The sequence below is a fragment of the Methylosinus sp. H3A genome (assembly GCF_015709455.1).
Lineage (GTDB): Bacteria > Pseudomonadota > Alphaproteobacteria > Rhizobiales > Beijerinckiaceae > Methylosinus.
This window is the reverse complement of record NZ_JADNQW010000003.1, coordinates 208,230-232,663: the sequence shown is the minus strand read 5'-3', so window position 1 is coordinate 232,663 and position 24,434 is coordinate 208,230. Positions and strand designations below refer to the sequence as shown.

The following is a 24,434-nucleotide window of genomic DNA, read 5'->3' as shown; positions in this document are numbered from 1 at the left end:
TTTTCGGCGTCGTCGGCCCGGCCGCGGGTCCTCGCGAGGCCCAGAGAGATACGATGCAGATCAAGGTTGCGGTGCAATTTTGGCCGATCGCTACGCGATGGGGTCCGGCAGTTCGTTAGGATCAGGCAGCGAGCACTGCACTCCAGATTTCGGGCGCAGTTGTCCCGGCGGCTCTTAATCTGCTCAGCGCGAATTGCCCCTTCCTGATGCGATGCATGAGTTCGACGCCGGCGATCGTGATCGCCGCATGTCGGAATCGCTTGAACCCGAGCATCGGCCCCAAACGAAGCTTGATAGATCGGTGATCCTGTTCAATCAGATTATTCAGGTATTTCGAAGATCGAATGCGAGTCCGTGCGCCGCCTCGATGCTGTGCGAGAAGCTCGCGCGCCGCCCGATGTGACGCCTGATATCCGTCGAGCGTGATTTTGCCCGGCGGCCGTCCGTGGCTCGCGAACGCACGACGGAAAAACGCTTTGGCGGCGGCGACATCTCGCTTCGCGCGCAGCAAAAACTCCACTGTTTTTCCTGCCTTGTCCACGGCGCGGTAGAGATAGACCCACCGCCCCTTGATTTTGACGTAGGTCTCATCGACGCGCCACGATCCGCCGACTTGGCGCGAGAATCGGTTCCACCGCTTTTCGAACTCCGGAACGTAGCGCTGAACCCAGCGCATGATGGTCGTGTGAGCCAAAGATAAGCCGCGTTCGGCCATCATTTCCACGAGATCGCGAAAGCTGAGCTTGTATCGCAGATACCAGCGCACGCAGAGAACGATGATCTCGCGGTCGAAATGGCGGCCTTTGAAAAGTTCGTCCGCACTCAGCATCACCCATTACCCCAGCGTCCGGTTCCGCCCTCACGGATTATGCCCCGCTCACGCCGTTTGCACCAGAACCGCTGTTTGCGCTCAAAATTTTGCGTTGATTGTTACATAAGCGGAGCGCGGCGCGCCCGGCATGATGTTGTTGTTGTTGTGCGCAGCAGCGTAGTAGGTCGCCCCGAGAATGTTCTCGATATTGACCTGCGCGCTCATTTCCTCGCCGAGGCCGAAGAAATCCTTTCCGGGGTTGAAGAATACCGCGCCGTCGACGCGCGTGTAGCCGGGAACGATCACGGAATTGTCGATTGCCGCGTAGAAACGCGCATTATGCACGACGCCTGCGCCGACACCGAACATCGGCGTGATGTCATATCGGTTCCAGAAGGAGAAGGTGTCCCTCGGCACGGAGGGAACGACCCTGCCGACCGCGCCCGCGTTCTCGGCGCTCATGATCGCGGCGGCTTGATGGGCGTAGCCGAGCGAGACCTGCCACTCGTCGGTGACCTTGCCGACCAGCCCGACTTCGCCGCCCCTCGTCCGCGTGTCGCCGATGATATTGGCGATCGGTCCGACAGTCAGCTGCTGATTGGTGCGATCGAGCTGATACAACGCGCCGGTGAAATAGAGGAGCGGCAAGATCTGCGCCTTGAAGCCGATCTCGAAATTTTCGAAGCGCTGCGGCGCGAGCGACGCTGTGGTGACGTTCAGGACATTGAACTGATCGCCTGCGCTGGGCAGGAAGGAGCGCGACCAACTCCCGTAGAGCGACAACTCCTCGAGAGGCTTCACCACGACGCCAACGCGCGGCGACCATCGATTGTCGGCGCGTTTCAACTGCTGACCGGTGAGCGCATCGGCGAATGCGAGATCGAAGCTGTCGAATCTCACGCCGGCGACGACATTGACATAGCGGGTGATTTCGATCTGGTCCTGAACATAGCCGGCCGCTAAATCGAGATCGGTGTGGCGTCTGCGGTTGGGATTGGTGAAGGAAACCTGATTATAGACGGTCGGAGACCAGAAGGGCGTGGTGACGCGCTGGGGACCCACCAGCGGGTCGTTCCAGCGCGAGAGATCACGCCAATCGTCGCTCCTCTGATTTCCGAATTCGGCGCCGAACAAAAGCGTATGCCGGATGTCTGGAGAGAGCGAGAATTTATAGGTGAAGTCGGTCTGGTTGAAGATGCTCTGCCGCGGATTCGAGGCGACATATCCGTCGATGCGGACCAGCCCCGTCGCGAGATTCACCGGCTGATCGGGAAATGTGTTCTGATAGCGCTTCTGATAATCCGCATAGACGGTTTGGTTATGAATCTCGAGGCCGAAGTCCGTCTTATGGTCGACGACCAGCGACGCGCGGTTGAGATCGACCTTGGAATAGCTGACACCCGGATTGCCGAAGAAGGAATCGATCGGCACGGAGGCCGGATAGGCCGGAACGACAGGCAGGCCGCCGACCGAGACGCCGCCGATCGAGGGAATGCCTCTGTCGGCCGTGCGGTGATCCCGGAAATGCTCGTAGTTCAGCGTCAAATATGTGTTCTCCTCCGGACGCCATGTCAGCGTCGGATTGACGCCATATCGCTCGAGATCGAAAAAGTCGCGGAAGCCGTAGGACTGCTCATAGAGCGCGTTGAGACGCAATGCGACCGTGTCTGAGACTGCCTGTCCGAGATCGACGGTCGCGCGCTTGCGGCCCCAGCTTCCGGTACTAAAGCCGAGTTCACGAATGGTTTGGCCGTCGGCCTTCTTTGTCACGCGATTGACGACGCCGCCGCCGCCGCCTCGGCCGAAGATCATGGCGCTCGGCCCCTTCAGCACCTCCACCGAGGAGATATTGTAGAGATCACGATAATATTGCGCGTCGTCGCGTACGCCGTCGGTATAGAAATCGGCGGTCGTGTCCTGGCCGCGGATGGTGATCTGATCGCGATTGCCCTCGCCCTGCGCAACCGTCACGCCCGGGACATAGGTCAGCGCCTGGCCGAGACTCACGCTGCCGCGATCCTGCATCTGCTGCTTGGTGAGGATCGTGACCGATTGAGGAATGTCCATGATGGAGGTGGTGGTCTTGGTCGCCGAGGACGTGCCGGCCGCGACATAGCCTTGGACGCCGATCGGGCCGCGCCCGAAAACGACACCGCTCGCCGTGGTGGAGTCCCGGAATGTCTTCTCGACACGCGGCGCGACGGCGATCGGCTGGGCCGGCGCGCGCGGCGCTTGCGCGGCCCGGCGAACAGCGCGCGCTCGGACGCTCGCATGGGAAACGGGCCGAGGTGCAGGCCGAGCCTTTTCCTGCGGCGCATCGACTCTCACTTCCGGAAGGAGCGTCGTCGCTACCGGCTCGGCCCGAGCGCCGCCTGCCAGAGCCAGAGCCGCCGCCGAACTCAGGAGAGCCCTGCGAGCCGAGCCAATATTGCCGCGAAGCGATCGTCTGCCACGACGAATTTCGTTCCCGGTCGACGCATCGACTCCGCTCATCTTCCCACTCCGCAGTCGATCCTTTCAGCCACGAACGGCAAAGGACACGTTTGCTGCGTAATTTTACGGATGAACGTCGTCAATCGATCGGCGACACAGTTGAGAAATGTTGTAACAAAATAGAAACAATTTTTCTCACTTGTTGCAAGAAAAGCACAGCGCAGGGGCTCGGATAGCGCAATTTTTCGCCGGCGACTGTCACCTTATGGATGAGTGGAAGCGCACGACCTCATAGGGAGCGGACATGGGCCAGCTCTGTTCTCCGGCATCGGGGCCTCGCCGAGCCGGCCAGTGATGTTCGTCTCCGTCTTCACCGCGCTCGCCATCGCCGGATTTCCGCTCTCGGGCGGCGCCTTGGCGAAGCTCGCCATAAAGGGCTCGCTCGGCGAAGGAATTGTCGCATGGCTCGTGACGCTGTCGGCGGTCGGAACGGCTATGCTGATGCTGCGCTTTCTCAGGGCGCTCGGCCGGTTGCCCGCGCGCACGCCGAGCGAAGGCCGCGCCTTCGGCCTGCTCGCGCCCTGGCTCGCCATGGCGGGCGCGGCGCTCGCTCTCTCGCGGCTGCTGTTTCCGATGCTCTCCGGTCATTCCTGGTCCTATGCGGCCTCGCCCGCCAATCACTTGTCCGCGCTGTGGCCTGTCCTTCTCGTGCCATTACTGCTGATGATCCTTCGGATCGATCGTAAGCGTGATCTGACGATCGCGTGTCGCTATGCGGCGACGGCTTGGGACGTTTCCGGCCGCCATTTCCACGGAAGGAGGTCGTCGAACCGGTTGATCGGGTGATCGGCGATGCGAGCGATGACGTCGGCGAGCCAGGCTTTGGATCGATGTCGTTGAAGCGCGCGGTTTCGATCAGCGTATACATGATCGCCGTTCTTCGCCCGCCTTCGTCGGAGCCGGCGAACAGATAGTTTTTTCTGGCGCGTTCGGCGGCGTTGTTCGTCGTCTCCAGTCGCCCGTCATCCACGTAGCGGGTCAAGGCCGTCCAGCGCGAGGTCGCATATTGGAAAGCGACAGGGATTTGGGCGCGGCCACGCTGCCGGACGACCAGGCCCAATCCGACGGCGCGCCGGCGTCTGGCCAGCTCGCCCAGCGTGCGTCCGAGAAGGCCGCGTTGAAGGTGATCCACAATCTCTCTATCGGGCTCCAGCGCCCGTCGAGCTCGGTGCCGCGAATGCGCGCATGTTCGGCGTTGCCGAGCGTCGTGAGGCCGAGAGGCGTGCCGTCCTGGTCTCGAGAATCGCCGTCCACCACATTCGTCTGGAAATTGTAGAAATCGTTCACGTAGAACGTCGCGTTGAAGTGCAAATGGTTGTCCAGCCAGTTCGACTTGAAGCCGATTTGATAATCCCAGGAGGTTTCGGGCTTTTTGTGAGATGCGCCCTTCCTCCGCGGCGCAGAACTGTTCAACGCTCTTCACAGTCGACGGTGAGAGAGTGTGACGGCAGGGTGGTTCGCGCCGCTCCACGGCGCCTGGGCGATGTCGGCGACGCCGTTCGCACTTACGATGCCGAGCGCTTGGAAATTCTGACGCTCCACGACGCCTGGAATGACGCGGAGGCGACTGGCGTCCTCGGCGAGCGTCACGTCGCGAACCCGGCGGCTCTCATTCTCGTATCGCATAATGTCCCTGCGGCGGAAACAGCCCCTTAACCATGATGATGCTCTCCGGAGGAGGCCAAAGCATTGTGCCTATTGCCGGCATCGCTGACGCAACACATCTCCGCACGAGCGCTTCATTCGACGGGATTTGGAACGCTTCGATGCGCTCTGATTCTCTGGGATGTTGAACACGACATGCTTCCTCTGGCGCCGACGCTGTTCTCGTTCTCCGCGTTCGTGCTCTTGCTGTTGAGCACGCTCATGTATCTCATCTGGCGTAGAGATAGGGAGCCTGAGGAACTTTTTTGGTCCGCTGCGTTCTCCATGGCTGGTAGCGCGTTTGTGTGCTTTGCATTTCGAAACGTGAACGAAACAGTCTCTATTGTCGCCGGAAACGCTCTGGCGTTGTGGGCGTGTGGACTTGTCTGGACAGGAGCCGTGATTTTCAAAGGGAAAGCCGTTCATCCCCTTCTGTCTTTCGCTGGCGGCCTGATGTGGTTGGCGGGATTCTGGAGCGCCGGCATTCATCTGCGGATCGTGGCGTTCGCGATTGTCGCCGCGATCTACGAAACCCTGACAACTTATGAACTTTTTTCCTACAATCGAGCGAAAGACAAGCCGCTGCTGATGTCGAAGGTGGCGGGCTGGATCGTCGGCATCCATTCTGGGGTGGATATTATCGTGGCGATATCCGGCTCATTCGTCGAAGTCGATCCCGGTAGCCCGTTCACTGACAGTTGGGTTCTCCAATACCGTTGGTTGGAACTGTCGAGCTACTTGGCGATCCTCGGGTTCGTCCTCATAGCTCTTTCGAAAGAACGGATCGCGATCCGCCAGGAGAGCGCGGCGATGATCGACGCACTCACCGGCCTGGCGAACCGCCGCGCCTTCGATCTGGCAATCGAAAGAGCGGAGAGATCGGCGACAGGTAAAGATACGACTGCGCTGCTCGTTTTCGACCTCGACAATTTCAAGGTGATCAACGATCGCTTCGGACACCCGGAAGGAGACCGCGTGTTGGCGGCGTTCGGCGCGACAGCGGCACGCAACATTCGGTCGGGCGACGTGCTGGCGAGGATCGGTGGAGAGGAATTCGTTATTTTGATGTGTTCGGTTGACCGTGGGACTGCGCTCTCCGTAGCGGAAAGGATTCGCTCGGCCTTTGTCGAGGAGGCGTCGATTCTGGTCGATGGACTTGCTACCGTGAGCGTCGGTGTAGCGATCATGGCGAACCGGACGCCAGATTTCTGGAAGATGACGCGAGCGGCAGACAGAGCGCTGTATGACGCCAAGGCCGCAGGGCGGAACCGGGTCGTTCTTGCTGGACAATAGCGAACGACCAAAACATCACCGCAACTCGCGTTTCGGCCTTTGAAAGGGTCATCCTCACTTTCCATGCCGCCGACTTGCTGTGGCGGCTGGACTCTGGCTATCCAGCGAGATGAAAACCAAATGACCTCCGGCAGTCCCGGGGCGGTTCAATATCCGGAGCCTCCTGGATTTGCCAGTCCAAGGATCAGTTGTCACTGTAAAGCTTCATACGAGTCGGTGGCGCTGCCTGAACGACGAGTGTGAGCGCCAAACATTCTCAGAGCAGCTCTCCGATATTGCGAGGCCTTACGCGCGTCAAACCGAGAGGGTCGCCAAGCTCATCCGGTTGTTCGGACACGGCGTGGGCGGCCGGCCGTCCGAACGGTTGATGAAGCGCCTCGGCCTTCCGACGAGCGACGACACGATCCTGAGGCATTTGAAGCACAACGTCGTCCGCGGGGCCGGAGGAAAAGTGCGCGTGCTCGGCGTAGACGAGTGGAGCTGGCTCAAGGGCGTGAACTACGGAACGATCATGGTGGATCTCGAACGGCGCGAAGTCGTCGACGTGCTTCCTGATCGCTCGGCCGCGTCGACAGCAGTGTGGCTCGGTCAGCACGCCGAGGTCGAGATCAGTCGCGATCGTTGCGGCCTTCATGCGCAGGGCGCGAGGGAGGGCGCGCCACAGGCGCGGCAAGTGGCCGATCGCTTCCATCTGTTACAAAATTTGAGGGAGACGATCGAGAAGCAAATGAGTCGTGCCGATAGAGGGATGGCTTGTCCAGCCTTGTCGCCAGCCGCAGAAGAGCATGATGGCGCGCGCTCACGCTTGACGAAGAGGCGACAGGAGATGGCGGAGCATCGGCGCCTTACGAGGCAAGCGCATCATCGCTCGAGACAAGCGATCTTCGATCGCGTTCAAATCCTGAAAAATGCGCGAGCGACGGTACGAGATATCGCCAGAGATTTGGGCGTTGGCTGGCGCTGCAAAAAAATGGATACTCGCGACGACCGCGCCTGTCCGAATAGAACGAATGCCCACATTGACATCGGCGAAATATTTTCGCGAATACCTTCTGAAACGTTGGTCGGACGGTTGCACCCGGGGCCGTCGATTGTTCGAGGAAATCAAATCGCGAGGATATTTGGGCAGCTATTCGAATATGCAGCGGGCTCTCGCACAATGGGGGCTCGCGAAACATTCCGCACCGACGTCATCTTCTGTACTCGCGCCAGAGCGCGCGAAAGCGGCTCCGACGATGCCAACGCGTGTCCATGCCGACACGCCAGCGGCGCCTCGCGCTATTGATCCAGAGACGGGGTGGCTGATCTCACCGATTGTCGCCGCAGCACTTTGTATGAAACCGCGCGGTCAGCTGACGCCGGCCCAGGCGGCGAAGGTCGCGGCTCTGAAAGACGCTTCTCCGGACTTTGTCATAATGCGCAGCCTCGCCATGCGCTTTCGCGGCATTCTTCGTAGCAAGAACGCGAAGCGGCTCGAAACGTGGCTGAACGACGCGAACCGCTCCAGCCTATTCGCAATCCAGCGATTCGTCCGCACGTTGCGCCGCGACATCGAAGCCGTCAGGAATGGAGTGACGGAAACATGGAGCAACGGACAAACAGAGGGGCAGATCAATCGCCTGAAAACGCTGAAGCGCTCGATGTATGGTCGCGCAGGCGCCGAACTGCTGCGCGCACGCATGTTGCCGGTTTCGTCGATCGCCGAGCACGGAAAGTGAGGATGACCCGGTAAAGAGCAGAGTTCCAGTCATTCACGATCCGGCTCATCCTTCTACGCTGCAGCGGGCGCTGTTGCGGAGTCTAAGCAATATTCGGCTAGAGGAAAGAGCTCCCGCGCCATTGGTGATCGATGCTCGGATGTTCGGATCTGTGCGTTGTTGCATGAAAATCGCTCGGCGGCCATCTCCTCGACCTCGACGATGCGGCCTCAAACGGTCCGACGCTCGAAACTGCGCCCGCGGGGGGAATATCGATATTCGGCGCCTACATAATGTGAAACTAAGCGAGGGGGCCCGCGCGGGATCTAGCCGATGCTACGGCGGGCGCGTGGGCGGGAGATATCGCACTTGGATACCAAGGAACGGTCGGAGACCGCGTTCGGCTCCAGCCTTTCGTCGAGGCTGAATCGGCGACTGGACGCGCTCATGGAGTTGCTCGCGTCCCTTTACGCCGCTCCAGCATCTAGGCGGTCACTCATCGGCTTTGTGGCGGCGATTTGCGGGGCGTTCTGGCGCTACACAGCAACGGACGTGCTGGGCGAACGCGTCCTTTACGTGACATTCTATCCGGTAGTGACCGTAGCGGCGCTTTTCGGCGGACTGATCTCCGGTTCTTCGGCGACCATCGCAGCGGCCCTGATGGCGCATTTATGGTTCGGCCCTCTTTCCGCCCCGGGCGACTGGCTGGCCTTGGGGATGTTCTTGACGAGTTGCGGAATGATCTCCTGCGCCGCCGAAATGCTGCGCCGCACATGGAAAAGAATGTCGGAGGCCGAGCTTCGGCAATCCCACGCGGAGCGGCGATATCTGATGCGCCAAGAGCGTCTGACCGCTATGGGCGGCATGGCGGCCGCGCTCGCTCACGAGCTCAATCAACCGCTCGCCGCCACGGCGATTTACCTCAAGACGGCGCAACGGCTGGCGAGACTGCCGGAGAACCGGCGTTCCGCGTCGATCGAGGACACGCTGGATCTGGCCGCCGAACAGGTCATGCGCGCGGGGCAGATTATGAGCCACATGCGACAATTCGTGGATTTCGGAGAGTCCGACAAGACGATCTGCGGCTTGAACAGACTGGTCGACGAGGCGCTCGACCTCACGTCAGAGGCGCTAAAGGAGGCCAACGTCGACGTAACTCTCGTGCTCGGCGCCGAGAAGGACGCCGTGCTCGCGGATTGTGTTCAGATAAAGCAAGTTCTGATCAATCTGATACGGAACGCGCGCGAAGCCATGAACGATTCTGCGAGGCGAGAGCTGACCATCGCCACCTCGAACGAAAAACCGAACATGATCAGAGTCGATATCGCCGATACCGGCCGGGGTCTGTCGAAGACCATGCAAGGGAAGCTTTTTGAGCCTTTCGCCACGACCAAGGCGAGCGGAATGGGCATCGGCCTGTCGGTTTCTCGCTCGATCGTCGAAGCGCATTACGGAAGAATATGGGGCAAGGAGAAGAGCGACGGTGGAGCGGTCTTCAGCTTCGACCTGCCTCTGGCGGAACCTAACGCACCTCGCTCACTCGAAATCCGTCTGCCGCCTTGAAACTTTGACTCGTCACTGCAGGGCCAACAAACGAATGTATTTGACACGGCGGCTCAACGACGTCTCAGAAACAACCCATGTTCGGGTGCCGCCAATAGGGCAGAGTTCAAGAGCGCGGGGGCTCAGCCGTCTTATCGAGAAAGAGCCCGGTTTGGCAGGCTCTTCGAGGCGCCGAGCCTCCGACCTTTTGTGACTTCGGCCACTGGGGCGATGACCTCAGCGCCGATTTCTGTGAGCCGACGCAGACACAGAAGCGCTAAGCGACATGAAGGAGAAACTTGCGTTGCGGCTGAGTTCGTGTAGCTGTCCTCATCCTGATTCGGGAGAGGACCCATGGCGCTCAACAAACGTCAAGTTAGCCAGTTACAAAAGATCGTCGAAACCGTGCAGGCGATCCTCGCGGCGAACGAGAAGCCGGGCTCCCAGCCGAGCAAGCAGAAGACAGCTTCACGCACTGCCGGGAAGACCAACTCCCGACGGTCCGGAAAAGAACTCGCGGCTTTCCGCAAGGCGCTACGCGCGGAACGCAAGAGCGGCGTTCCCGTCGCCGAGATCGCCCAGCGACACAAGGTCAGCAAGTCCTATATCTATCAGCTCTAGCCGCCAGCCGTTGTCGGCCGCCTACGGCGTCGTCCGCACGCATCGAAAGGATGGAATGCGGGACGGCTCGATTCGCTAAATGTCGTCGCCGGCGTCTTCGAGCTCGGCGTCGTCGCACGTCGAGCCATCCTCGCCAGAAAGTCCAAAGGCGCCGTCGAGTTCCGCCTCGGTTCGAGGTCGCTGCAGCAAGCCTTCGTCCTCGAGCCTCTCGATGTCCGGGAGGTCGCGCAGCGTCGCGAGGCCGAAGACCTCCAAGAACTTCTTTGTCGTCACATAGGCGAAGGGCGCCCCGGGTTCGGGCGCGCGCAGGCCTGCGTCGACGAGTTCGAGACGCTTCAGGCGGGCGATGATGTCGCGGCTGATCTCCCTGCCGACGAGGCGGGAGATCTCTGCGCGCGTCGCCGGCTGCAGATAGGCGATGGCCGTGACGGTCAGAGGTTCGGTCGGCGTCAGTTCCGGCGAGCCGGCGTCGCGCGGGTCCGCAGAACTCGCCGCCCGGATCGCCTCTGCAAAACGCGCTTTGGTGTGCAACTGATAGCCGCCGGCGACGAAGACGAACTCATAGGGCCGCGCCCGCAATTCGTCGACGATATCGGCGATGAGATCGTCGAGCTTGCACGCGTCTCCGACGAGTCTCGTCAGCGTGAACCGCGCCGGGATTGCCGGAGGCTCCAAGCCTTGAGAGGATGGAGCCATGGATACGAAGAAGAAGACATCGAACAGATTTTCACCTGAGGTTCGGGAACGGGCGGTTCGGATGGTGCTGGAGCACCGGGGCGATCATGCCTCGCAATGGGCGGCGATCGCCTCGATCGCGGCGAAGATCGGCTGCACGGGCGAGACGTTGCGGAACTGGGTCCGCCAGGCGGAGCGCGACTCGGGCGCCCGCCCTGGCGCGACGACGGATGAGCGCGAGCGGATCAAGGCGCTGGAGCGCGAGAACCGCGAGTTGCGGCAGGCCAATGATATCCTGCGCAAGGCGTCGGCTTATTTTGCGGCGGCGGAGCTCGACCGCCGCTCGAAACAATGATCGCCTTCATCGACGATCACCGGGACAAGCACGGGGTCGAGCCGATCTGCAAGCTGTTGCCGATCGCCCCTTCCACCTATTGGGCGCATGCGGCGCGCCGGCGTGACCCTGCGAAGGCCTCGGCCAGAGCGCGCCGAGACGCGGTCCTTCGCAAAGAGATACGGCGCGTCTACGACGAGAACTTCCAGGTCTATGGCGTACGCAAGGTGTGGAAGCAGTTGGACCGGGAGGGCGAAAAGGTCGCGCGCTGCACGGTGGCGCGGCTGATGCGGAACATGGGGTTGCAAGGGATCGTGCGCGGCCGGCCGGTCAAAACGACGGTGAGCGACCGCAAGGCTCCATGCCCGCTCGACAAGGTGAACCGGCAATTTCGGGCGGCGCGGCCGAATGCGCTGTGGCTGTCCGACTTCACTTATGTCTCGACTTGGCAAGGCTTCGTCTATGTGGCTTTCGTGATCGACGCCTTCGCTCGGCGGATCGTCGGCTGGCGCGCCTCGCGCACGGCGCATGCGGGCTTCGTGCTCGACGCGCTCGAGCAGGCGCTGCATGATCGTCGGCCGGTTCATGGCGGCGGCCTCGTCCATCATAGCGACCGCGGCGTTCAATACGTCTCTATAAAATACACCGAGCGCCTCGCCGAGGCCGGCGTCGAACCATCGGTCGGCAGCGTCGGCGACAGCTACGACAACGCGCTCGCCGAGACGATCAACGGGCTCTACAAGGCCGAGCTGATCTGGCGACGCGGGCCGTGGCGAAACTTCGAAGCGGTCGAGTTCGCCACGCTCGAATGGGTCGACTGGTTCAACAATCGAAGACTGCTCGAGCCGATCGGAAACATTCCGCCGGCCGAAGCCGAAGCGCGCTATTATGCGCAACTCGAGGAGCCCGCCATCGCGGCGTGACTCAAACCAAATGGCCTCCGGCGATCCCGGCGCGGTTCAGCGCCTCGCGCGGCAGCGGATCGCGCGCGGCGAAAATCACCGCCTCGACGCGGCCCATCCATTCGCGCCGACGCGCGCCGTCGGGGAGGCCGGCGAGATTTCGATCGAACAGACCGGCCGGCTGCTCGGATCCCTCAGACAACAGCCCAAGCCCTGTATCGCCCACGCCCGGTCAACTCGCGAAGGTTCGACGAGAGTTCGCCGATCATCGTGGTGGCGGCTTGTTGAGAGACCCGAAGTTCCTTGGCGGCGAAAGGGACAGTGACAACCGGCGAAGCAAGACACAAATCGACGAGCTGCGACATTCTGGAATTCGCTCTTCGGCCTTTGCATTTTCTGAGCAGGAGCTCGCGCGCGAGCGTCAATCTGTCGAGTTCCTTCGCGTCCGCCTTCGCCATCGTTTCGATTGCACACGCGAAAGCGAGCAATCGAGATTCAAAGTCATCTCGTCCAACTCGGCGATATTTGACCTGTCGAAATCCCGAATGCAGCGCTGTGAGACAGTGCCGCGTCTTTCCGCGGGAACGTAGCAAGGCCGCGACGAGCAAGGGGCCGAGCCAAGCGCTGCGCTGTAACGGCTCGATCTCCTCCCAAGCATCGAGCGCGACGCTCGCCGCCATCAAAGGCGGAAGGTTCTGGGTGCGGCCCAGACACTCGCGCCACTCCGCGAGGCGGGCCTCCTCGTCCCAATCTTCGTCGTAAACCAAACCAGAGTCGTCCCGCTTCAGAGGCGCCGGCTCGCTTCGCTCTATCACACGTGACGTTCGCGCCAGCAATTCATCGATCTCGTCGAATTCTCCTGTACTGATCGTCTCGCCGTCCTCATCATCCAGCTCCCCATCCGCCGCTTCATCCATGGCGCGCGAAGCATTGGTCGGCTCGCGCGCCACGCTTTGTGGTCTCCATGCGCCGCGTAGACTGGCGAGACCATCGGTCGTCAACGCCCACGCCGGTTCGCGCTCGGCTATGCCACGGCGTGTCAACAGAATGGCATGGGCTCGCACGAGTTCGTGCGTCGGCGTGCGCACGTCCATTCCAGCGTCATGAAGCACGAGGTCTTCGAGCTGCACGAATTCGCCCGCGCGCCACAAGGCGGCGCAGGCATCGTGGAAATGCGCGCGAAGAACGAACGCTTCGGCGACTGGACTGGAGCGAAGCCGTTCGTCGAAACGCGCGAGGGCGTCCGATGCGCTCTCGAAGGGCGCTTGCAGGCGCTCGAATGAAACAGAGGCGGGAAGATCTAACCCCATTTTAATTCCGAGCGAATCGAAACATTCATCAAGTTATTTCGAATTTACCTTGAGTGATAGAGGATGCCTTTTTCTCATTCGCCTGCCGGATCGAAATGCGTCGCCGTGGCCGCCGAAAGCAAGCCTCCGAACGGCTCTGGAGGCGAGCTTTCGGCCCGCAAATCGGCAAAAATGGCTGTTTTTTCGGTTCTTTCTCCTGCTCGCCTCTATATGGCGGCGGCGAACTTCGGCCTTCGGCTGCGTTTTCAAACGACCGATTTGTAATGTCATCCAATTCTGCAACATATGTTGCACACTCTAGGTGTTTCGTGATATCAACCTGACAAATGCAACAAACGCCCACGATCCAGGCCAAAAACCTGAAGGAACTCGCTCTCGCCGTCGCTCGCGACCGCGGGATCGCTCGTTCGCGGGATTTCGAAGCGGCAGGAGTCCCGCGTATCTACCTGCAACGCCTCCGAGACGAGGGACTGCTCACGCAACCCGGACGGGGACTCTACGCACTCGCGGGCGGCCAAATCAGCGCCCATCGCAGTCTCGCCGAGGCATCGAAATCCGTTCCTAATGGGGTCATCGGACTGCTGTCGGCCCTGCAGTTCCATGAGCTGACGACCCAGCTTCCGCCCCAGGTCTGGATGCTCCTGCCCTCAAAGGCATGGGCGCCGAGGCGACCGCCGGTCACACTGAAGATTCTTCGCGCCAGCGGTGAGGCGCTGAAAGCCGGAGTCGAGCAGCAGCTCGTCGATCGGGTGGTCGTCCCCATCACATCGCCAGCGAAAACAGTGGCCGACTGTTTCAAGTATCGCGGCAAAATCGGCCTCGACGTGGCTATCGACGCGCTACGGGACTGCCTGACGAAAAAGCGGGCCACGCGCGACGAAATCTGGCGTTATGCCGCCATCGATCGCGTCCAGAATGTCATGGGACCCTATCTGGCGGCGCTTTCGTGACACGAGAGCCGCTCAAAAATCTCCCGGCCTCGTTACGAGACCGCCTGACCCAGCGTGCGCGGGCCGCCGGTGAGAATGTTCAGCTGATCCTCACCCGCTACGCGATCGAAAAGCTCCTGTATCGGTTGAGCGTTTCGGAGCATCGAGAACGGTTCATCCTGATAGGCGCTATCCCCTTCAGCCTGTGGGGGCCGACGCCTTATCGCGCGACCGGCGACCTCGATCTTCTCGGCGCCGGCAACCCAGAGCGCCGCGGAACAACGCCGCCGACCGAAATTCCATTCGGACTTTCAGAGGCGTTCGCCGTGGATCCGGTGAAGCAAACGCAGTGGCAAGCCTTCCTTCGGCGCACCGAGATCGCGATGGCGCCGGAGCCGCTGAACCAAATTATCCCGTCGATCGCCTCATTTCTGATGCCGGTCCTTCTGTCCGCCACCGACGAACAGACCAGTTTAGGAAAATGGCCAGTCGGCGGGCCTTGGGGAGATTGACCCATGCCCCTGATCGGCTACGCCCGTGTCTCGACCGAGGACCAGGTCACGGACGCGCAGACCGATGTGCTGAAGGCGGCCGGCTGTGTAGAGATATTTCGCGAGCACATGTCGGGGGCCAAGGCCTCGCGGCCGGAACTGGCCAAGGCGCTGGCGCGGGTGCGCCGCGGCGACGTGCTGGTCGTCGCGCGGCTCGACCGTTTGGCCCGTTCGCTGTCGCATCTCCTGGCCGTGATCGCCGAGCTCGACGCCAAGGGCGCGCATTTCAAATCGCTCGCCGATCCGATCGACACGACGACCCCGCAAGGCCGGTTCGCCCTGCAGGTTCTCGGCGCCGTGGCGGAGTTGGAGCGCGCCTTGATCCAGGAGCGCACCAAAGACGGCTTGCGCGCCGCCAAAAAGCGCGGCCGCATCGGCGGCAATCCAAAACTCCGCGCTGGCGACCGCGACGCCATCCAGCGCATCGTCGACGCCAAGGCGGCAAACTATTTCGAGCGCGTCAATCGATCGGCCGAACATTGGCTGCCGGTCGTCCGGCAAATGCGCCCGGATCACCGCTGGCAGGATGTCGTGCGCGTGCTCAACGCCAAGCGCGATGGCGCCAACGGCGCTCCCCTGCCCCAATGGACCGTCGAGCGCCTGAAGCGCGCGGTCATATGCTTCGTCGCCGAGGGTTTGATCGAGCCCCGCCTCCTCCATCAAGCCGCTAGCCGAAAAGTCAGCAGCGAGCGCCTCGTCACGCTCGTCGCCGGGATCAAACGGGCCAATCCCGATCTGACGCTCGCGCAAATCGGCGCGCAGCTCGAAGCCATGTATGAACGCACGCCGCGCGGAGGAGCCCGCTGGGCGCCCTCCTCCGTCAAAAGCCTGCTCGACCGCGCGGAAAAACTTCGGTTGCTCGCCGCCGAAACACGGTGATCGAGCTGACTGCCGAGGCTCGTCCGAAAATCCATCCCGACATCATCCCGTCCTCTTGCGTTCTCGCACCGCCTTCGAAGCCTTTCCTCGCAATAGCGCCATCAGCACCGGCCCGAGCGAGAATTCCCCTGCCCTCGCCTTTTCGGTCAGGACGCGGAGATAACCGCCAGCGCTTTTAATCTCCTCGCCGCGTTGCAGGATCGCGGCGATGACGATCGCGGCGTCATGCTCGCCCAAAACGTCCAAGGCTTGCGACCAGGCGTCTGGCGAAACGCCGAGCGCCGAGCGCACTGTCGCCGCCGCAGCAGCCAAGTCTCGCCATGAGGAAATTTCGCCGCCTCTGCCGTAATCGACGATGTCTGGACAGGCCTCCAGCACCATGCCGAGCGGATAGGCTCGAAGCGCCGGCTTGGAATCGACAGTTTGAGAGCGTTCCGAGGATACTTCCGGCGCTCGAACGATCGGCCCCCTGCTCTGTTCGAGGTTTGGCTGGGGTGGATCGGTCCGGCCTTCTTGAAGGCTAGGTTCAAGATCGAAAGAGTTTGTGGTTTGATTCTGTATGTGACGCTCAGTTTGGGACTCATTGCCGTTCATATTTTGAGCTTTTATGTGCTTTTCCAGCGCCTTGTGGATCTCGGCAGCCAGCGTGGCGAGTTCGCGGGCCAAAGCCTCCAGATCGGCGCACGAAAGCCCCCGCCCGTAGCGCGCCGAGAGCGTCGCATACTGTTGGTGCGCGTCGTCCCAGTCGCCCGAAACGCCCTCCCCCAATCCTGTCTCGATCATCTTGACGATGTCTCGTCGGGTGAGGGTGATCTTTTCGCGCAGCAGCGCGATCGCACGGTTTTCGGCCCGCACCTCCTCGGCGAGGTTCTCGATTTCGCTCGAACGCGCGACGAGCGGCGCGAGGTCGAAGCCGAAAGCGTCCTCTATGGCTCCCCCCTGCCCTTTGCGGGCGAAGCGTTTGCCATTTGGTGAATCGCGGCGGATGATCAGGCCGGCGTCGACCAGGCAGGCGAGATGCCGCCGCAACGTCGCCGGAGCCATGCCATGGGCGCGGATCGAGAGTTCCTTATTCGAGGGAAACACGACGATGCCGCCGCTGGCGGAACCCGCTTCGGCAGACGTCGAATGCTTCTCCGGCAAAGAGAGCGCTGTCTCCTGGTGAAAGCTCAGCAGCGCGTGCAATACGGATAGCGCTCGGTCGGTGACGCCGAGCGACTCTTTGGCTTCGGTGAGCGCGCGAAACAATCGCCATTTGTGGACGACAGTATCGGATGCGCCCGGCCTTGCGGCGAAATTTTCGGTCGCGGCCTGGCTCGCCACCATGGCGAGCGACAGCGGCCGCCGCCCGAAGGGCGTCGTTGGACGTGTCTGCATGATCCTTTGCCTCGTTCAGGCAAAAGAAATCCGCTCGCCGAAACGACGTCAGTCTCTCACGAGACGCTTGACAGTGATTCGCGGAAGTGAGAATCTCGGCTTGCTACAGAACGAGAAGGGCTTCCGGGACTTGGTTTCGGGGGCCTTTTTCTTTTGCGTCTAGGTTGCTTCCTCTAAATTGCGTTCAAATTGGCTCGACTCCATCGGGCATTTCTCGAGCATGGGGCCGCTTTCAGGCCTCCTCTTCTCTCGCGAGAAATCGTTCCACGATGTGTGGAATTTCTCCTCTCAGAAATTCTGAGAACGCCTCAGAATGTTCGCGAGCAAGGCTAAATCTGATGTCTCCACCTTTGAACGTCGCCTTGCCGATGGCCCTCCCAGACTTTGCGAGTAATTGAACATCCCGTCCTTGTTCGGCTGACGATGCCTTCAATGCTCCAAGCACGATTCGGAATCGGTCGTCAGATCGAGTCCCCAAGACCTTGTCAGCTGCCAAGGTTTTTTCGATTTTGGCCAAGCCGCTCGGATCCGCTGTCAAAGCTGCCGCAAGCTCGACCCACCTAGGTCGTCCTACTTTTGGAGCTCGGCCGATCGCCTCAAGAATCCCTTCCGGGATAGCCCGACAAACAGAGCGGAACCGCGCAAGCTCAGGGTCGTCAATACCCAGGGCAGCTCGAATATCCCTAGCCTTGATCCCAGCGGCATCCATGCGCCAAGCGAAAAGAGCTCGTTCAATCCACGTCAAATCCTGTCGCGCCGCATTCTCGATTCCCTGCGCGACAACAAGTTCGCTGTCCGAATAGTCCACGATCATGCATTTGAGGGGACGGCCGAGTTCTTTGGCTGCCCGCCACCGCCTATGCCCATAGACTACCTGATAGCGCCCGGGGGAACCGGGGTGGCGCCGGACTTGAATGGGGATCTTCTGACCCTCATCCTCGATTTGTCTTTTGAACGTTTCAAAGTCCTCCTCAGAGTCGTCTGGGAGCCGGTCTGGAAATGGCGAAGGTTCGATTAGATCAGGATCGACCTCCAGTCCGCTGCCACTCTCAAGTTGAGCGCGTAGCCGGTCCCGTTCCTCCCTAATGTCGGTGAGGGTTCTTTGGGTCGCGCCTATAACACCCGCGCCCACTCGCGCTACGGTCCTGCCACCGACGCTGGACTCCGCGGTGCTGCCTGCAGATGATCCTGGCTGATCGCTTAAGAGGGAGCCGAAATTTGCGATGATAGATTTTCGTGGTTCGCGCTTGGTCATGCCGCTCGTCCCCAGCTCTCCGTGATCAGCCCAAGGATCCGCTCATTCACCGCGTCGATCGATTCGCGCGCTCGGTGAAATGTATCTCGTCTTATCTGCCCTGGCTCCAGTTCATAGAGGCTGCGCTTCGCTAGTCCCGCAGCCTCGACCGCTGTGCTTTCAATCGCTGTCGGAACAAGCACGTCGCTGCCAAAGAGATGCCGAAGCATCGTCACAACTTCTGTTTGCGGTAGATCATTTGGATTATGACGCGTGATCAAGTAACGGAAAAAATCCTGGCGAAGGGTCGCGCCTGCGTCGCGAATAACGATCGCAAGATCCCCCATCATGAGAAGGAACTGGCTCATGGACGCGACGTCCAACATCGCGGGATGGACCGTTACGATCATCCCCGTCGCTGCATAAATCGCTCCCAGAGTTAAAAAGCCTAGCGATGGCGGCGTATCCAGGATCACGACGTCGTAATCGTCTTCGACTTCCGCGATCGCTGAGCGAAGACGCTCAAAAAATACTGTGCCAAAGTTGCCAGTTTTCTCTGCTAGCACCCGAGGCGTGTCATGCTCATACTCCATGACCTCGATGTTGCCAGGAACCAGATCAATACCGGAAAAGTAGGTCTTTCGAGCGATTTCGCGTAGGGGTCGACGTCGCTCGTCGTAACGTAGCGCTGCATAGACAGTTTCGTTTTCGCCAACATCCACTTCGGGCTGGGCACCGAACATTGCAGATAAAGAGGCCTGCGGATCGAGATCAATTGCAAGGACCCTGTAGCCTTGGAGCGCCAGGTAATGAGCGAGGTGCACACTGGTTGTGGTCTTTGCACTCCCTCCTTTAAAATTCGCGATAGCCAAAATTTGAAGGTGATCGCCGATACGGCGGCGGGGAAGAAACCGCAAAGCGTCCGCAGGCTTTTGGTGCGCGAATAGCTGCCGCAGCTCATTGATCTGAGCGAGAGTATAGGCACGATGGTTGTTATCGAGACGAGCGGGCGCGGGGCCCTTTCCCTCAATCGACATCGTTCGCAAAGTGGATTCAGGGATCGATGTGAGTTTGGATACCTCATTCGTCATGAAGTACCGGAGGCCTTTTTCTGCACTAGGTGGGTACATGCGTTCGCGCACATCTTGAAGATGTGTAGATAAAATCTCGGCGTGATGCACAATCTTGTCGACTGCGTCTTCGCCGGCTACGCTGGCCGAGGTCAAAGCTGTCATCAACGTTCCAGCATTCCTGTGACGGTCAGAGGGCGCTTTGACGCCCCTAGAGCGTCAGACATAGCCACGATTCTCCAAACACGTCCAGCGATTTTGAGTTAACGGAATGCTAATCGACGCCCCGTCGATGAGAACAAGGAGTTTTGCCCGGGACTTAGTCCCGAACGAACCCTATCTATCCAAGGAGACGCAGAACGCCCACAGCCCACACCTTAATACGCTACGACCTCGAGGATTCCCGATGTGGAAAGGGGAGGGGAGGGGAGGCGCCGGTACAGAAGTCGGGCGGCCGAAAATAGCATCCATCACGCGATGACACGGGGTGAGCCTCCTGACGCCCTTATTCATGCCGAGGTCAACGACGGCTCTCCTTCGAAATCCATCGCCGTCACCGCCCGCGAGACGCGCCCAGCCCTCTGAAAGATCGTGCGCTTCAACCGTAGTCTCACGGGTGTTTACGGTTCAGCTCAGCCGCGTGCGTCCGCCCAACTATCGACGCGCGGCAGTTCGGCATGATGCCACCTAGCGCATTTCACCCAGGTCATAATGGGCCGACTGGACATACGCGCGTGATTATTGAATAATCCACCCCATCACACTCAGAACCCATGGCTCGAAAAGTGGCGCAGCGACCCGCCGTCCCCGACATCATCGACGGCAAAGCCGTTCAGAGCCTCGTCGAGGCGCATGCCGTTCGCGGTGCGACCGTCCTCGGCCAGAAGGGCGGATGGGCCGTCCTTGTACGCTACGGCGTCCTCGAGCGCGCCATCGCCGCCCAGCGCGCTCGCAAACCCCGCCTCTGGCGCAACCTCGCCACGGCGGCAGCCTTTGTGCGTGACGAGCTCGGCGTCGTGCGTTTCGAGGTGGACGCGCAAGCCTATGAACCAGACCCCGGCGCACGCCGACGCCCCGACCAGGCCGAACGGTTACGCAAGCAGCGCGAGGCGGCGGAGCACGACATGTGGTTTCGTACCGAGGTGCAGAGCACTCTCGACAGGATCGACGCCGGCAAGATCGGACTCCTAGACGAAGACTCATGGGCGCAACGAGCGGCCGAAAAACGCGCCGAGCTTGCGCGTCGGGCCGCCGAACACAACGGTTAGCGCGTGCGCCTGTTTCGCCGCGACAGCTACGGCGAAGACCTCGACCGTATCGTCGAACACATCGCGAAGGACAAGCCGAGAGCCGCGCTCGCGATGTGGGATGAAATCGAGTCTCAAGTCGAACGCTTACGAAAGTTTCCGAATTCCGGGCGGCCCGGCCGCCTGAGCGGCACACGCGAGCTGCTCGTACCACGCACGCCATTTATCGTCGTCTATCGCGTCGCCGAGACACACGTCGAGCTGGTCCGCGTACTGCACGGCGCGCAACAATGGCCGAAGTCATGAAATGGTTCGAACGTTTATCAACGGTTGGCCCTTGAGCCGATGAGGCAACGGGCGAGTCGGCGGATAGCCTGACAGGCTCATCCCCTGAGACGAGCCATCTCCGCCTGAGTTAGCCCGGCATGCTTGCGACGCTCGCGCAGATCTACAGGAGCGCAAACAACCGACGAACAAGCGCCCTTTACGTGCGCCAGCGATTCGCCTCCGGATTTCAAGGCCGCCGCTCACGGCCCGCCGTCTCAGTGTAACGTCAACCTCTTCGCAAGCCCCCTGAGAAATCCGAAGCCCGGGCGCGCTTGCAAGCAAGAACCACGGCATGGATCGACTTCTCGGCGGTGAGCGTCATCTCTCGCATTCGATCGAGGGTCTCGGCAAAATCCGTCTCATTCGCCACCTTCGTAGGATCTCCCGTCACCTCTTCGATGGCCACGAACATCGCCCGGAGCGTGGAGAGCACGGTCATCGCGTCAACGGCCCGTTCCGACAGATCCAATTCCTCGGCGCCCCCGAACAGCCCCTCCGCGAATCCATCCAGCTCCTGCCTTCGCATGGTCGCCAGCGACATGATTTCCTCTCTGTTCACCCGTGACTGCACTCGCATCAGCCGGAACGGATCGCTACGATCCTGATGCCTCGTCAATCGGTTCCACAGACCCATGACGAGCGCGCCGATGAGTTCGTTCGCTTCGTCGATCGAATCGAACGGAGGCAGTTCACCACCCCACAGGCTCTTCACGGTCTCGATTGGTGACGTCGAGGAAGGGCTGGCGATGTTGCCGAGGAGCCGCGCACGGACTTCGTGGAATGGCACGGGACACTGGTAACGATCGAGCAACGCCACTACTTGGGCGTCGGTCGCCGTGGGCGAATTGGGCCGTTTTGCCACGTCGTTCCTCTGAGCGGGATGGTGTCGCGCCGACTGACGATAGCGTGGGAAAGCATGTGCGTCCATCGGACCGCCAGGTCGGCGAACGCGGTTTTATGACCGTTTGAACCCGCATCCGAAGGCCGAAGTTCGCCGCCGCGCCATAGTGGTGAGCAGGAGAAAGCCCGAAACAGCCGATCGCGAGCCCGGATGGGCGCTGAACTTGGAAAACGTGCTGTGCAAGGTCAATCCCGATTGTCGTAGCCTGCATGGCGAATGGCTCCTCCAGATGGCCGCTCAGAAAACGACTGCACTTTGGCAGATCCGTGTCCTGGTGCGAGGGCCGTCCACCACATCAGGTCAGGATCGCCAAATGTCGGCCATGTTCCGCCTCGCGAACACCAGGAGGAGTTGAAACTGTCGCTTCGTTCGCGCCAACGGCATCGGCAATTCCGGCCACGTGAGCGTCCGAAAAAAGACGAGGATCGAATTCAGCGAATGTGATGCACGCCGTCTTCCCAGATAAAATAGTCAAACGTTTATTTGATCTGATTTTTTGCGTCGGGGTCGGTCGAAATATAGACGCTCATCTCCTTGGCGCACGCCGAGCGAAAATATTGCTCCGCGAACGGGACACGACGTTCGATGCGGGCATCGTTGGCCTTGTGCAGGCACTGGATTGCAATTTTTGCTTCCGCAGTGTCGTACATCGGATCGTCGGTAGGGGTCGCCAAGGCGCCTGTCGTACCGAGAGCAAAGAGAAGAGTTGCAGTCCGCCAGTTCATGTCTTCGATCTATCGATCGTCGGTTTCAATCGCATTAATCGGATACGATGCTTTTCGATGTCGATCGCGCGTCGATCACCGGGAAGCATTTTAATGCGCCTCATGCATGCGCGACAGTTTTTCCCGCCGAGAGGGCGTGATAGCCTCTGGCCGCTCGTTCATTATTCCATGCCGCCCAACTGCCGATAAACCAGTTTCGAGGATTTCATGAAGACGATTTGCAAAGTTCTGTCGCTCGCTGGTGTCGCTTCCCTTGTTTGCGTCGCTGCGGCAGCCGCTCAATCGTTCGGCATGACTTCCCCCGGCGCAATCCGCGTGACGGTCTCCGTTCCGCAGCAGTTCACGCCGATCCCGCAAGGCATGACTGCGGAAGATCAGCAAAAGCTCATCGAGAGCGTGCGACGACGGATCTACGAAACTTCGGTCGCCGAATGCACTCCACTCAGCGAAGTCTACAAGGCGGACTGCCGAATCGTTTCGGTGAACGTCAATCTGAGTCTGATGAACCAAGGTGTCGGCGGCGGCGTGACGATCAACGTCAACGGCTCCTCCGTCTATGAACTGACGTCGCGATCGAAATAGCGACGAGCGCGGCGCGCTTTCGGGACGAATTCGAGGGAGGATGTCCGAATGGCGTTTCGCCCGATCCGCGCCGGCTTCGTCGGGGCGTTGCTGGCCTGCGTCATGCCGGAGCAGTCCGCCGGCGCTGACCGGATGGCGCTCGAAGCAAAGGAGGTCCTCGCGCTCGTCGTCTCGGAGATCGAGCAGCAGATCGGAGCGAAACAACGTTGCCGTTTCGACGAGGCCTGGGGCGTCGAAGCCGTTCCCGACGATCTGGCGCGGACCGAATTGGGATCGATCCTGCGGTCAGGCCCCGGCACGCGATCGGGTCGACGGACGCGCCCAGCCACGATAATTCACGCGGATGGCTTTGGAGCCATCTGCGCTCCCGCGGAGGCCCGAACAGCTTTGCAGGAGCAACTGGTCGCCGCAACGCATGGTGATGGTCGGTTTCCGATCGTTCGCGGGCGCTTTTCCTTTCCCCTCTTCGACCCGCGCTTTCGCAAGGCGATCGTCACCTTCTCGATGTCGGAGAGTTTCGTCGCGGGAGCCGACGCGACTCGACCCAGGAACGAATATTCGGTGCTTGCCGTCGTTCTCACTAAGATCGGATCGACGTGGCGCGTCACGAATACGCAGAGGCTGTGGGTGACGTAGCATACCTCGCCTCGAGATCTGTGTCAGCAGTGGCGTCCGCCGAGCGCACGGACCGTCCCTCGCCACTTCCGCGACCAAACACCGTGATCCCTGCGTCACGGTCCAGAACTCCGACTCCTATGTGGGACGGTCGAGCACGAGTCCTTTCTCGAGCTGATAGCGCAACAACGTCACGCGTTCGCCGCCGCCCTTTTGGGCGCGCGTCCATTGACCGCCTTCTTCGGCGTGGGGCGGGCTTTGGTGCCGGCCTTACGTCCAAGACCGAGCGACTTCGCCAAAGCCGATCGCTGGGCAGCGTAATCCGGCGCCACGATCGGATAGTCCTTCTTCAGGTCGAACGCGGCGCGATACTCGTCGGGCGTGAGCTTGTGTTCGGCCTGAATATGCCGTTTCAAGGATTTGAACTTGTCTCCGCAGCAGAGACAGGTGATGGCGTCGGGCGCAACGGACTTTTTCACCGGGACGGCAGGCTGTCTCTTCTCCGTTGCCTCGCCCGTTGCGGCGACGGAATCGACGCCGCCGAAGGCTTTTTTCACGGTCTCGATGACGGAGGAGAGATCGGCGGGCGCGACGATATTGTTCGACAGGTATGACGAGAGGATTTGCGCGACCAGCGACTTGTCTTCGACTTCGGCCATTTCTTGCTCCCGCTGA

29 protein-coding genes, 1 pseudogene and 1 other annotated feature are annotated in these 24,434 nt (G+C 60.7%); of the genes and pseudogenes, 16 read left to right on the top strand and 14 right to left on the bottom strand.

What is annotated here, in order from left to right; translation table 11 throughout:
- Positions 1–121: 121 nt before the first annotated feature.
- Together IY145_RS01995 and IY145_RS01990 are read right to left on the bottom strand one after the other, a co-directional pair.
- Positions 122–829 (bottom strand): IS6 family transposase, encoded by a 708-nt coding sequence (locus IY145_RS01995; RefSeq protein ID WP_196406698.1) that lies wholly within the window; start codon positions 827–829, stop codon positions 122–124.
- 81 nt (positions 830–910) lie between these two features.
- Entirely contained in the window at positions 911–3,139 is a 2,229-nt protein-coding gene (locus IY145_RS01990; RefSeq protein ID WP_312030537.1) for a TonB-dependent siderophore receptor, read from the bottom strand.
- A 456-nt stretch (positions 3,140–3,595) separates the two neighbouring features.
- Here IY145_RS01990 and IY145_RS01985 point away from each other — a divergent pair, with 456 nt between their 5' ends.
- Entirely contained in the window at positions 3,596–4,090 is a 495-nt protein-coding gene (locus IY145_RS01985) for a hypothetical protein (RefSeq protein WP_196406696.1), read from the top strand.
- Here the strand turns inward: IY145_RS01985 and IY145_RS01980 are convergent.
- The 3 genes and pseudogenes from IY145_RS01980 to IY145_RS01970 form a co-directional block, all read right to left on the bottom strand.
- A pseudogene (locus IY145_RS01980) lies at positions 4,015–4,349 on the bottom strand (transposase domain-containing protein); the annotation flags it as partial. The gene IY145_RS01985 and the pseudogene IY145_RS01980 overlap by 76 nt on opposite strands.
- On the bottom strand, positions 4,283–4,717 hold the full coding sequence (locus IY145_RS01975; protein ID WP_196406695.1) for a TonB-dependent receptor: 435 nt from the start codon (positions 4,715–4,717) through the stop codon (positions 4,283–4,285). The pseudogene IY145_RS01980 and the gene IY145_RS01975, both read right to left, overlap by 67 nt.
- A 6-nt stretch (positions 4,718–4,723) precedes the next feature.
- On the bottom strand, positions 4,724–4,930 hold the full coding sequence (locus tag IY145_RS01970) for a hypothetical protein (protein WP_196406694.1): 207 nt from the start codon (positions 4,928–4,930) through the stop codon (positions 4,724–4,726).
- Between the two features lie 174 nt (positions 4,931–5,104).
- On the opposite strand from IY145_RS01970, the gene IY145_RS01965 reads away from it, so the two are divergent.
- The 5 genes from IY145_RS01965 (at position 5,105) to IY145_RS01945 (ending at position 10,101) form a co-directional block, all read left to right on the top strand.
- Positions 5,105–6,241 carry a GGDEF domain-containing protein gene (locus tag IY145_RS01965; protein ID WP_196406693.1) on the top strand — a complete coding sequence of 379 codons (1,137 nt, stop codon included), beginning with the start codon at positions 5,105–5,107 and terminating at the stop codon, positions 6,239–6,241.
- A 367-nt stretch (positions 6,242–6,608) separates the two neighbouring features.
- A complete protein-coding gene (locus tag IY145_RS01960) occupies positions 6,609–7,526 on the top strand; it encodes a transposase (protein ID WP_196406692.1) in 918 nt (305 codons plus the stop codon).
- Positions 7,477–7,959 (top strand): transposase, encoded by a 483-nt coding sequence (locus tag IY145_RS01955; protein WP_196406691.1) that lies wholly within the window; start codon positions 7,477–7,479, stop codon positions 7,957–7,959. Before IY145_RS01960 ends, IY145_RS01955 begins: the two co-directional genes overlap by 50 nt.
- 348 nt (positions 7,960–8,307) lie before the next feature.
- On the top strand, positions 8,308–9,501 hold the full coding sequence (locus IY145_RS01950; RefSeq protein WP_196406690.1) for a sensor histidine kinase: 1,194 nt from the start codon (positions 8,308–8,310) through the stop codon (positions 9,499–9,501).
- A gap of 333 nt (positions 9,502–9,834) precedes the next feature.
- Positions 9,835–10,101 (top strand): hypothetical protein, encoded by a 267-nt coding sequence (locus IY145_RS01945; RefSeq protein WP_196406689.1) that lies wholly within the window; start codon positions 9,835–9,837, stop codon positions 10,099–10,101.
- A 75-nt stretch (positions 10,102–10,176) separates the two neighbouring features.
- On the opposite strand, the gene IY145_RS01940 is transcribed toward IY145_RS01945, so the two are convergent.
- The gene (locus IY145_RS01940) at positions 10,177–10,776 is read right to left on the bottom strand and encodes an SMC-Scp complex subunit ScpB (protein ID WP_246721677.1); all 600 of its coding nucleotides are present in this window, start codon (positions 10,774–10,776) and stop codon (positions 10,177–10,179) included.
- A 19-nt stretch (positions 10,777–10,795) separates the two neighbouring features.
- Between IY145_RS01940 and IY145_RS01935 the strand changes: the two genes are divergently transcribed.
- Positions 10,796–12,033, top strand: a protein-coding gene (locus IY145_RS01935) for an IS3 family transposase (RefSeq protein ID WP_210332579.1) whose coding sequence is annotated in 2 segments (ribosomal slippage) — positions 10,796–11,093 and positions 11,093–12,033 — 1,239 coding nt in all. Because the reading frame shifts where the segments join, the coding sequence is not laid out codon by codon here.
- Positions 11,086–11,202: a sequence feature (AL1L pseudoknot), on the top strand. (Overlaps the previous gene by 117 nt.)
- A gap of 1 nt (position 12,034) precedes the next feature.
- Here the strand turns inward: IY145_RS01935 and IY145_RS01930 are convergent.
- Together IY145_RS01930 and IY145_RS01925 are read right to left on the bottom strand one after the other, a co-directional pair.
- Positions 12,035–12,214 (bottom strand): hypothetical protein, encoded by a 180-nt coding sequence (locus tag IY145_RS01930; protein WP_196406687.1) that lies wholly within the window; start codon positions 12,212–12,214, stop codon positions 12,035–12,037.
- Positions 12,207–13,322, bottom strand: a complete 1,116-nt coding sequence (locus tag IY145_RS01925) for an RHE_PE00001 family protein (protein WP_196406686.1) — start codon at positions 13,320–13,322, stop codon at positions 12,207–12,209. The genes IY145_RS01930 and IY145_RS01925 overlap by 8 nt, the downstream gene beginning before the upstream one ends.
- Positions 13,323–13,427: 105 nt before the next feature.
- On the opposite strand from IY145_RS01925, the gene IY145_RS01920 reads away from it, so the two are divergent.
- The 4 genes from IY145_RS01920 (at position 13,428) to IY145_RS01905 (ending at position 15,681) form a co-directional block, all read left to right on the top strand.
- Positions 13,428–13,586 (top strand): hypothetical protein, encoded by a 159-nt coding sequence (locus tag IY145_RS01920; protein ID WP_196406685.1) that lies wholly within the window; start codon positions 13,428–13,430, stop codon positions 13,584–13,586.
- A 62-nt stretch (positions 13,587–13,648) separates the two neighbouring features.
- On the top strand, positions 13,649–14,272 hold the full coding sequence (locus IY145_RS01915) for a type IV toxin-antitoxin system AbiEi family antitoxin domain-containing protein (RefSeq protein WP_196406684.1): 624 nt from the start codon (positions 13,649–13,651) through the stop codon (positions 14,270–14,272).
- Entirely contained in the window at positions 14,269–14,763 is a 495-nt protein-coding gene (locus IY145_RS01910; protein ID WP_196406683.1) for a nucleotidyl transferase AbiEii/AbiGii toxin family protein, read from the top strand. Before IY145_RS01915 ends, IY145_RS01910 begins: the two co-directional genes overlap by 4 nt.
- A gap of 3 nt (positions 14,764–14,766) precedes the next feature.
- Positions 14,767–15,681: a recombinase family protein gene (locus tag IY145_RS01905; RefSeq protein ID WP_196406682.1), complete on the top strand. Its 915-nt coding sequence runs from the start codon at positions 14,767–14,769 to the stop codon at positions 15,679–15,681.
- A gap of 42 nt (positions 15,682–15,723) precedes the next feature.
- Here IY145_RS01905 and repC read toward each other — a convergent pair whose 3' ends face one another.
- The 3 genes from repC to repA form a co-directional block, all read right to left on the bottom strand.
- Positions 15,724–17,058, bottom strand: a complete 1,335-nt coding sequence (gene repC, locus IY145_RS01900; RefSeq protein ID WP_196406681.1) for a plasmid replication protein RepC — start codon at positions 17,056–17,058, stop codon at positions 15,724–15,726.
- A 232-nt stretch (positions 17,059–17,290) separates the two neighbouring features.
- The gene (gene repB, locus IY145_RS01895; RefSeq protein WP_196406680.1) at positions 17,291–18,313 is read right to left on the bottom strand and encodes a plasmid partitioning protein RepB; all 1,023 of its coding nucleotides are present in this window, start codon (positions 18,311–18,313) and stop codon (positions 17,291–17,293) included.
- The gene (gene repA, locus IY145_RS01890; protein WP_036288781.1) at positions 18,310–19,527 is read right to left on the bottom strand and encodes a plasmid partitioning protein RepA; all 1,218 of its coding nucleotides are present in this window, start codon (positions 19,525–19,527) and stop codon (positions 18,310–18,312) included. Before repA ends, repB begins: the two co-directional genes overlap by 4 nt.
- A 608-nt stretch (positions 19,528–20,135) precedes the next feature.
- On the opposite strand from repA, the gene IY145_RS01885 reads away from it, so the two are divergent.
- Together IY145_RS01885 and IY145_RS01880 are read left to right on the top strand one after the other, a co-directional pair.
- Positions 20,136–20,630, top strand: a complete 495-nt coding sequence (locus IY145_RS01885; protein WP_196406679.1) for a hypothetical protein — start codon at positions 20,136–20,138, stop codon at positions 20,628–20,630.
- A 3-nt stretch (positions 20,631–20,633) separates the two neighbouring features.
- The gene (locus tag IY145_RS01880; RefSeq protein WP_036288787.1) at positions 20,634–20,915 is read left to right on the top strand and encodes a type II toxin-antitoxin system RelE/ParE family toxin; all 282 of its coding nucleotides are present in this window, start codon (positions 20,634–20,636) and stop codon (positions 20,913–20,915) included.
- A 247-nt stretch (positions 20,916–21,162) separates the two neighbouring features.
- Here the strand turns inward: IY145_RS01880 and IY145_RS01875 are convergent, their stop codons facing one another.
- Positions 21,163–21,798 carry a hypothetical protein gene (locus IY145_RS01875; protein WP_196406678.1) on the bottom strand — a complete coding sequence of 212 codons (636 nt, stop codon included), beginning with the start codon at positions 21,796–21,798 and terminating at the stop codon, positions 21,163–21,165.
- 103 nt (positions 21,799–21,901) lie between these two features.
- On the opposite strand from IY145_RS01875, the gene IY145_RS01870 reads away from it, so the two are divergent.
- Complete coding sequence (locus tag IY145_RS01870) at positions 21,902–22,192, top strand: hypothetical protein (protein ID WP_196406677.1); 291 nt, start codon at positions 21,902–21,904, stop codon at positions 22,190–22,192.
- Between the two features lie 124 nt (positions 22,193–22,316).
- Here the strand turns inward: IY145_RS01870 and IY145_RS01865 are convergent, their stop codons facing one another.
- The gene (locus IY145_RS01865) at positions 22,317–22,562 is read right to left on the bottom strand and encodes a hypothetical protein (RefSeq protein WP_196406676.1); all 246 of its coding nucleotides are present in this window, start codon (positions 22,560–22,562) and stop codon (positions 22,317–22,319) included.
- Positions 22,563–22,769: 207 nt separating this feature from the next.
- On the opposite strand from IY145_RS01865, the gene IY145_RS01860 reads away from it, so the two are divergent.
- Together IY145_RS01860 and IY145_RS01855 are read left to right on the top strand one after the other, a co-directional pair.
- The gene (locus IY145_RS01860; RefSeq protein ID WP_196406675.1) at positions 22,770–23,144 is read left to right on the top strand and encodes a hypothetical protein; all 375 of its coding nucleotides are present in this window, start codon (positions 22,770–22,772) and stop codon (positions 23,142–23,144) included.
- A gap of 48 nt (positions 23,145–23,192) precedes the next feature.
- Positions 23,193–23,780: a hypothetical protein gene (locus IY145_RS01855; RefSeq protein ID WP_196406674.1), complete on the top strand. Its 588-nt coding sequence runs from the start codon at positions 23,193–23,195 to the stop codon at positions 23,778–23,780.
- A gap of 170 nt (positions 23,781–23,950) precedes the next feature.
- On the opposite strand, the gene IY145_RS01850 is transcribed toward IY145_RS01855, so the two are convergent.
- Positions 23,951–24,418 carry a MucR family transcriptional regulator gene (locus tag IY145_RS01850; protein WP_196406673.1) on the bottom strand — a complete coding sequence of 156 codons (468 nt, stop codon included), beginning with the start codon at positions 24,416–24,418 and terminating at the stop codon, positions 23,951–23,953.
- Between the last annotated feature and the right edge of the window lie 16 nt (positions 24,419–24,434).

What these genes read in the sequence shown, in the direction of transcription:
- repA (WP_036288781.1), bottom strand. Translation starts at nt 19,527, where the DNA reads ATGACAGCTTTGACCTCGGCCAGCGTAGCCGGCGAAGACGCAGTCGAC.
- IY145_RS01865 (WP_196406676.1), bottom strand. Translation starts at nt 22,562, where the DNA reads ATGAACTGGCGGACTGCAACTCTTCTCTTTGCTCTCGGTACGACAGGC.
- IY145_RS01945 (WP_196406689.1), top strand. Translation starts at nt 9,835, where the DNA reads ATGGCGCTCAACAAACGTCAAGTTAGCCAGTTACAAAAGATCGTCGAA.
- IY145_RS01855 (WP_196406674.1), top strand. Translation starts at nt 23,193, where the DNA reads ATGGCGTTTCGCCCGATCCGCGCCGGCTTCGTCGGGGCGTTGCTGGCC.
- IY145_RS01965 (WP_196406693.1), top strand. Translation starts at nt 5,105, where the DNA reads ATGCTTCCTCTGGCGCCGACGCTGTTCTCGTTCTCCGCGTTCGTGCTC.
- repC (WP_196406681.1), bottom strand. Translation starts at nt 17,058, where the DNA reads ATGCAGACACGTCCAACGACGCCCTTCGGGCGGCGGCCGCTGTCGCTC.
- IY145_RS01850 (WP_196406673.1), bottom strand. Translation starts at nt 24,418, where the DNA reads ATGGCCGAAGTCGAAGACAAGTCGCTGGTCGCGCAAATCCTCTCGTCA.
- IY145_RS01860 (WP_196406675.1), top strand. Translation starts at nt 22,770, where the DNA reads ATGAAGACGATTTGCAAAGTTCTGTCGCTCGCTGGTGTCGCTTCCCTT.
- IY145_RS01960 (WP_196406692.1), top strand. Translation starts at nt 6,609, where the DNA reads ATGAAGCGCCTCGGCCTTCCGACGAGCGACGACACGATCCTGAGGCAT.
- repB (WP_196406680.1), bottom strand. Translation starts at nt 18,313, where the DNA reads ATGACCAAGCGCGAACCACGAAAATCTATCATCGCAAATTTCGGCTCC.
- IY145_RS01905 (WP_196406682.1), top strand. Translation starts at nt 14,767, where the DNA reads ATGCCCCTGATCGGCTACGCCCGTGTCTCGACCGAGGACCAGGTCACG.
- IY145_RS01955 (WP_196406691.1), top strand. Translation starts at nt 7,477, where the DNA reads ATGCCAACGCGTGTCCATGCCGACACGCCAGCGGCGCCTCGCGCTATT.
- IY145_RS01925 (WP_196406686.1), bottom strand. Translation starts at nt 13,322, where the DNA reads ATGGGGTTAGATCTTCCCGCCTCTGTTTCATTCGAGCGCCTGCAAGCG.
- IY145_RS01885 (WP_196406679.1), top strand. Translation starts at nt 20,136, where the DNA reads ATGGCTCGAAAAGTGGCGCAGCGACCCGCCGTCCCCGACATCATCGAC.
- IY145_RS01970 (WP_196406694.1), bottom strand. Translation starts at nt 4,930, where the DNA reads ATGCGATACGAGAATGAGAGCCGCCGGGTTCGCGACGTGACGCTCGCC.
- IY145_RS01915 (WP_196406684.1), top strand. Translation starts at nt 13,649, where the DNA reads ATGCAACAAACGCCCACGATCCAGGCCAAAAACCTGAAGGAACTCGCT.
- IY145_RS01995 (WP_196406698.1), bottom strand. Translation starts at nt 829, where the DNA reads ATGCTGAGTGCGGACGAACTTTTCAAAGGCCGCCATTTCGACCGCGAG.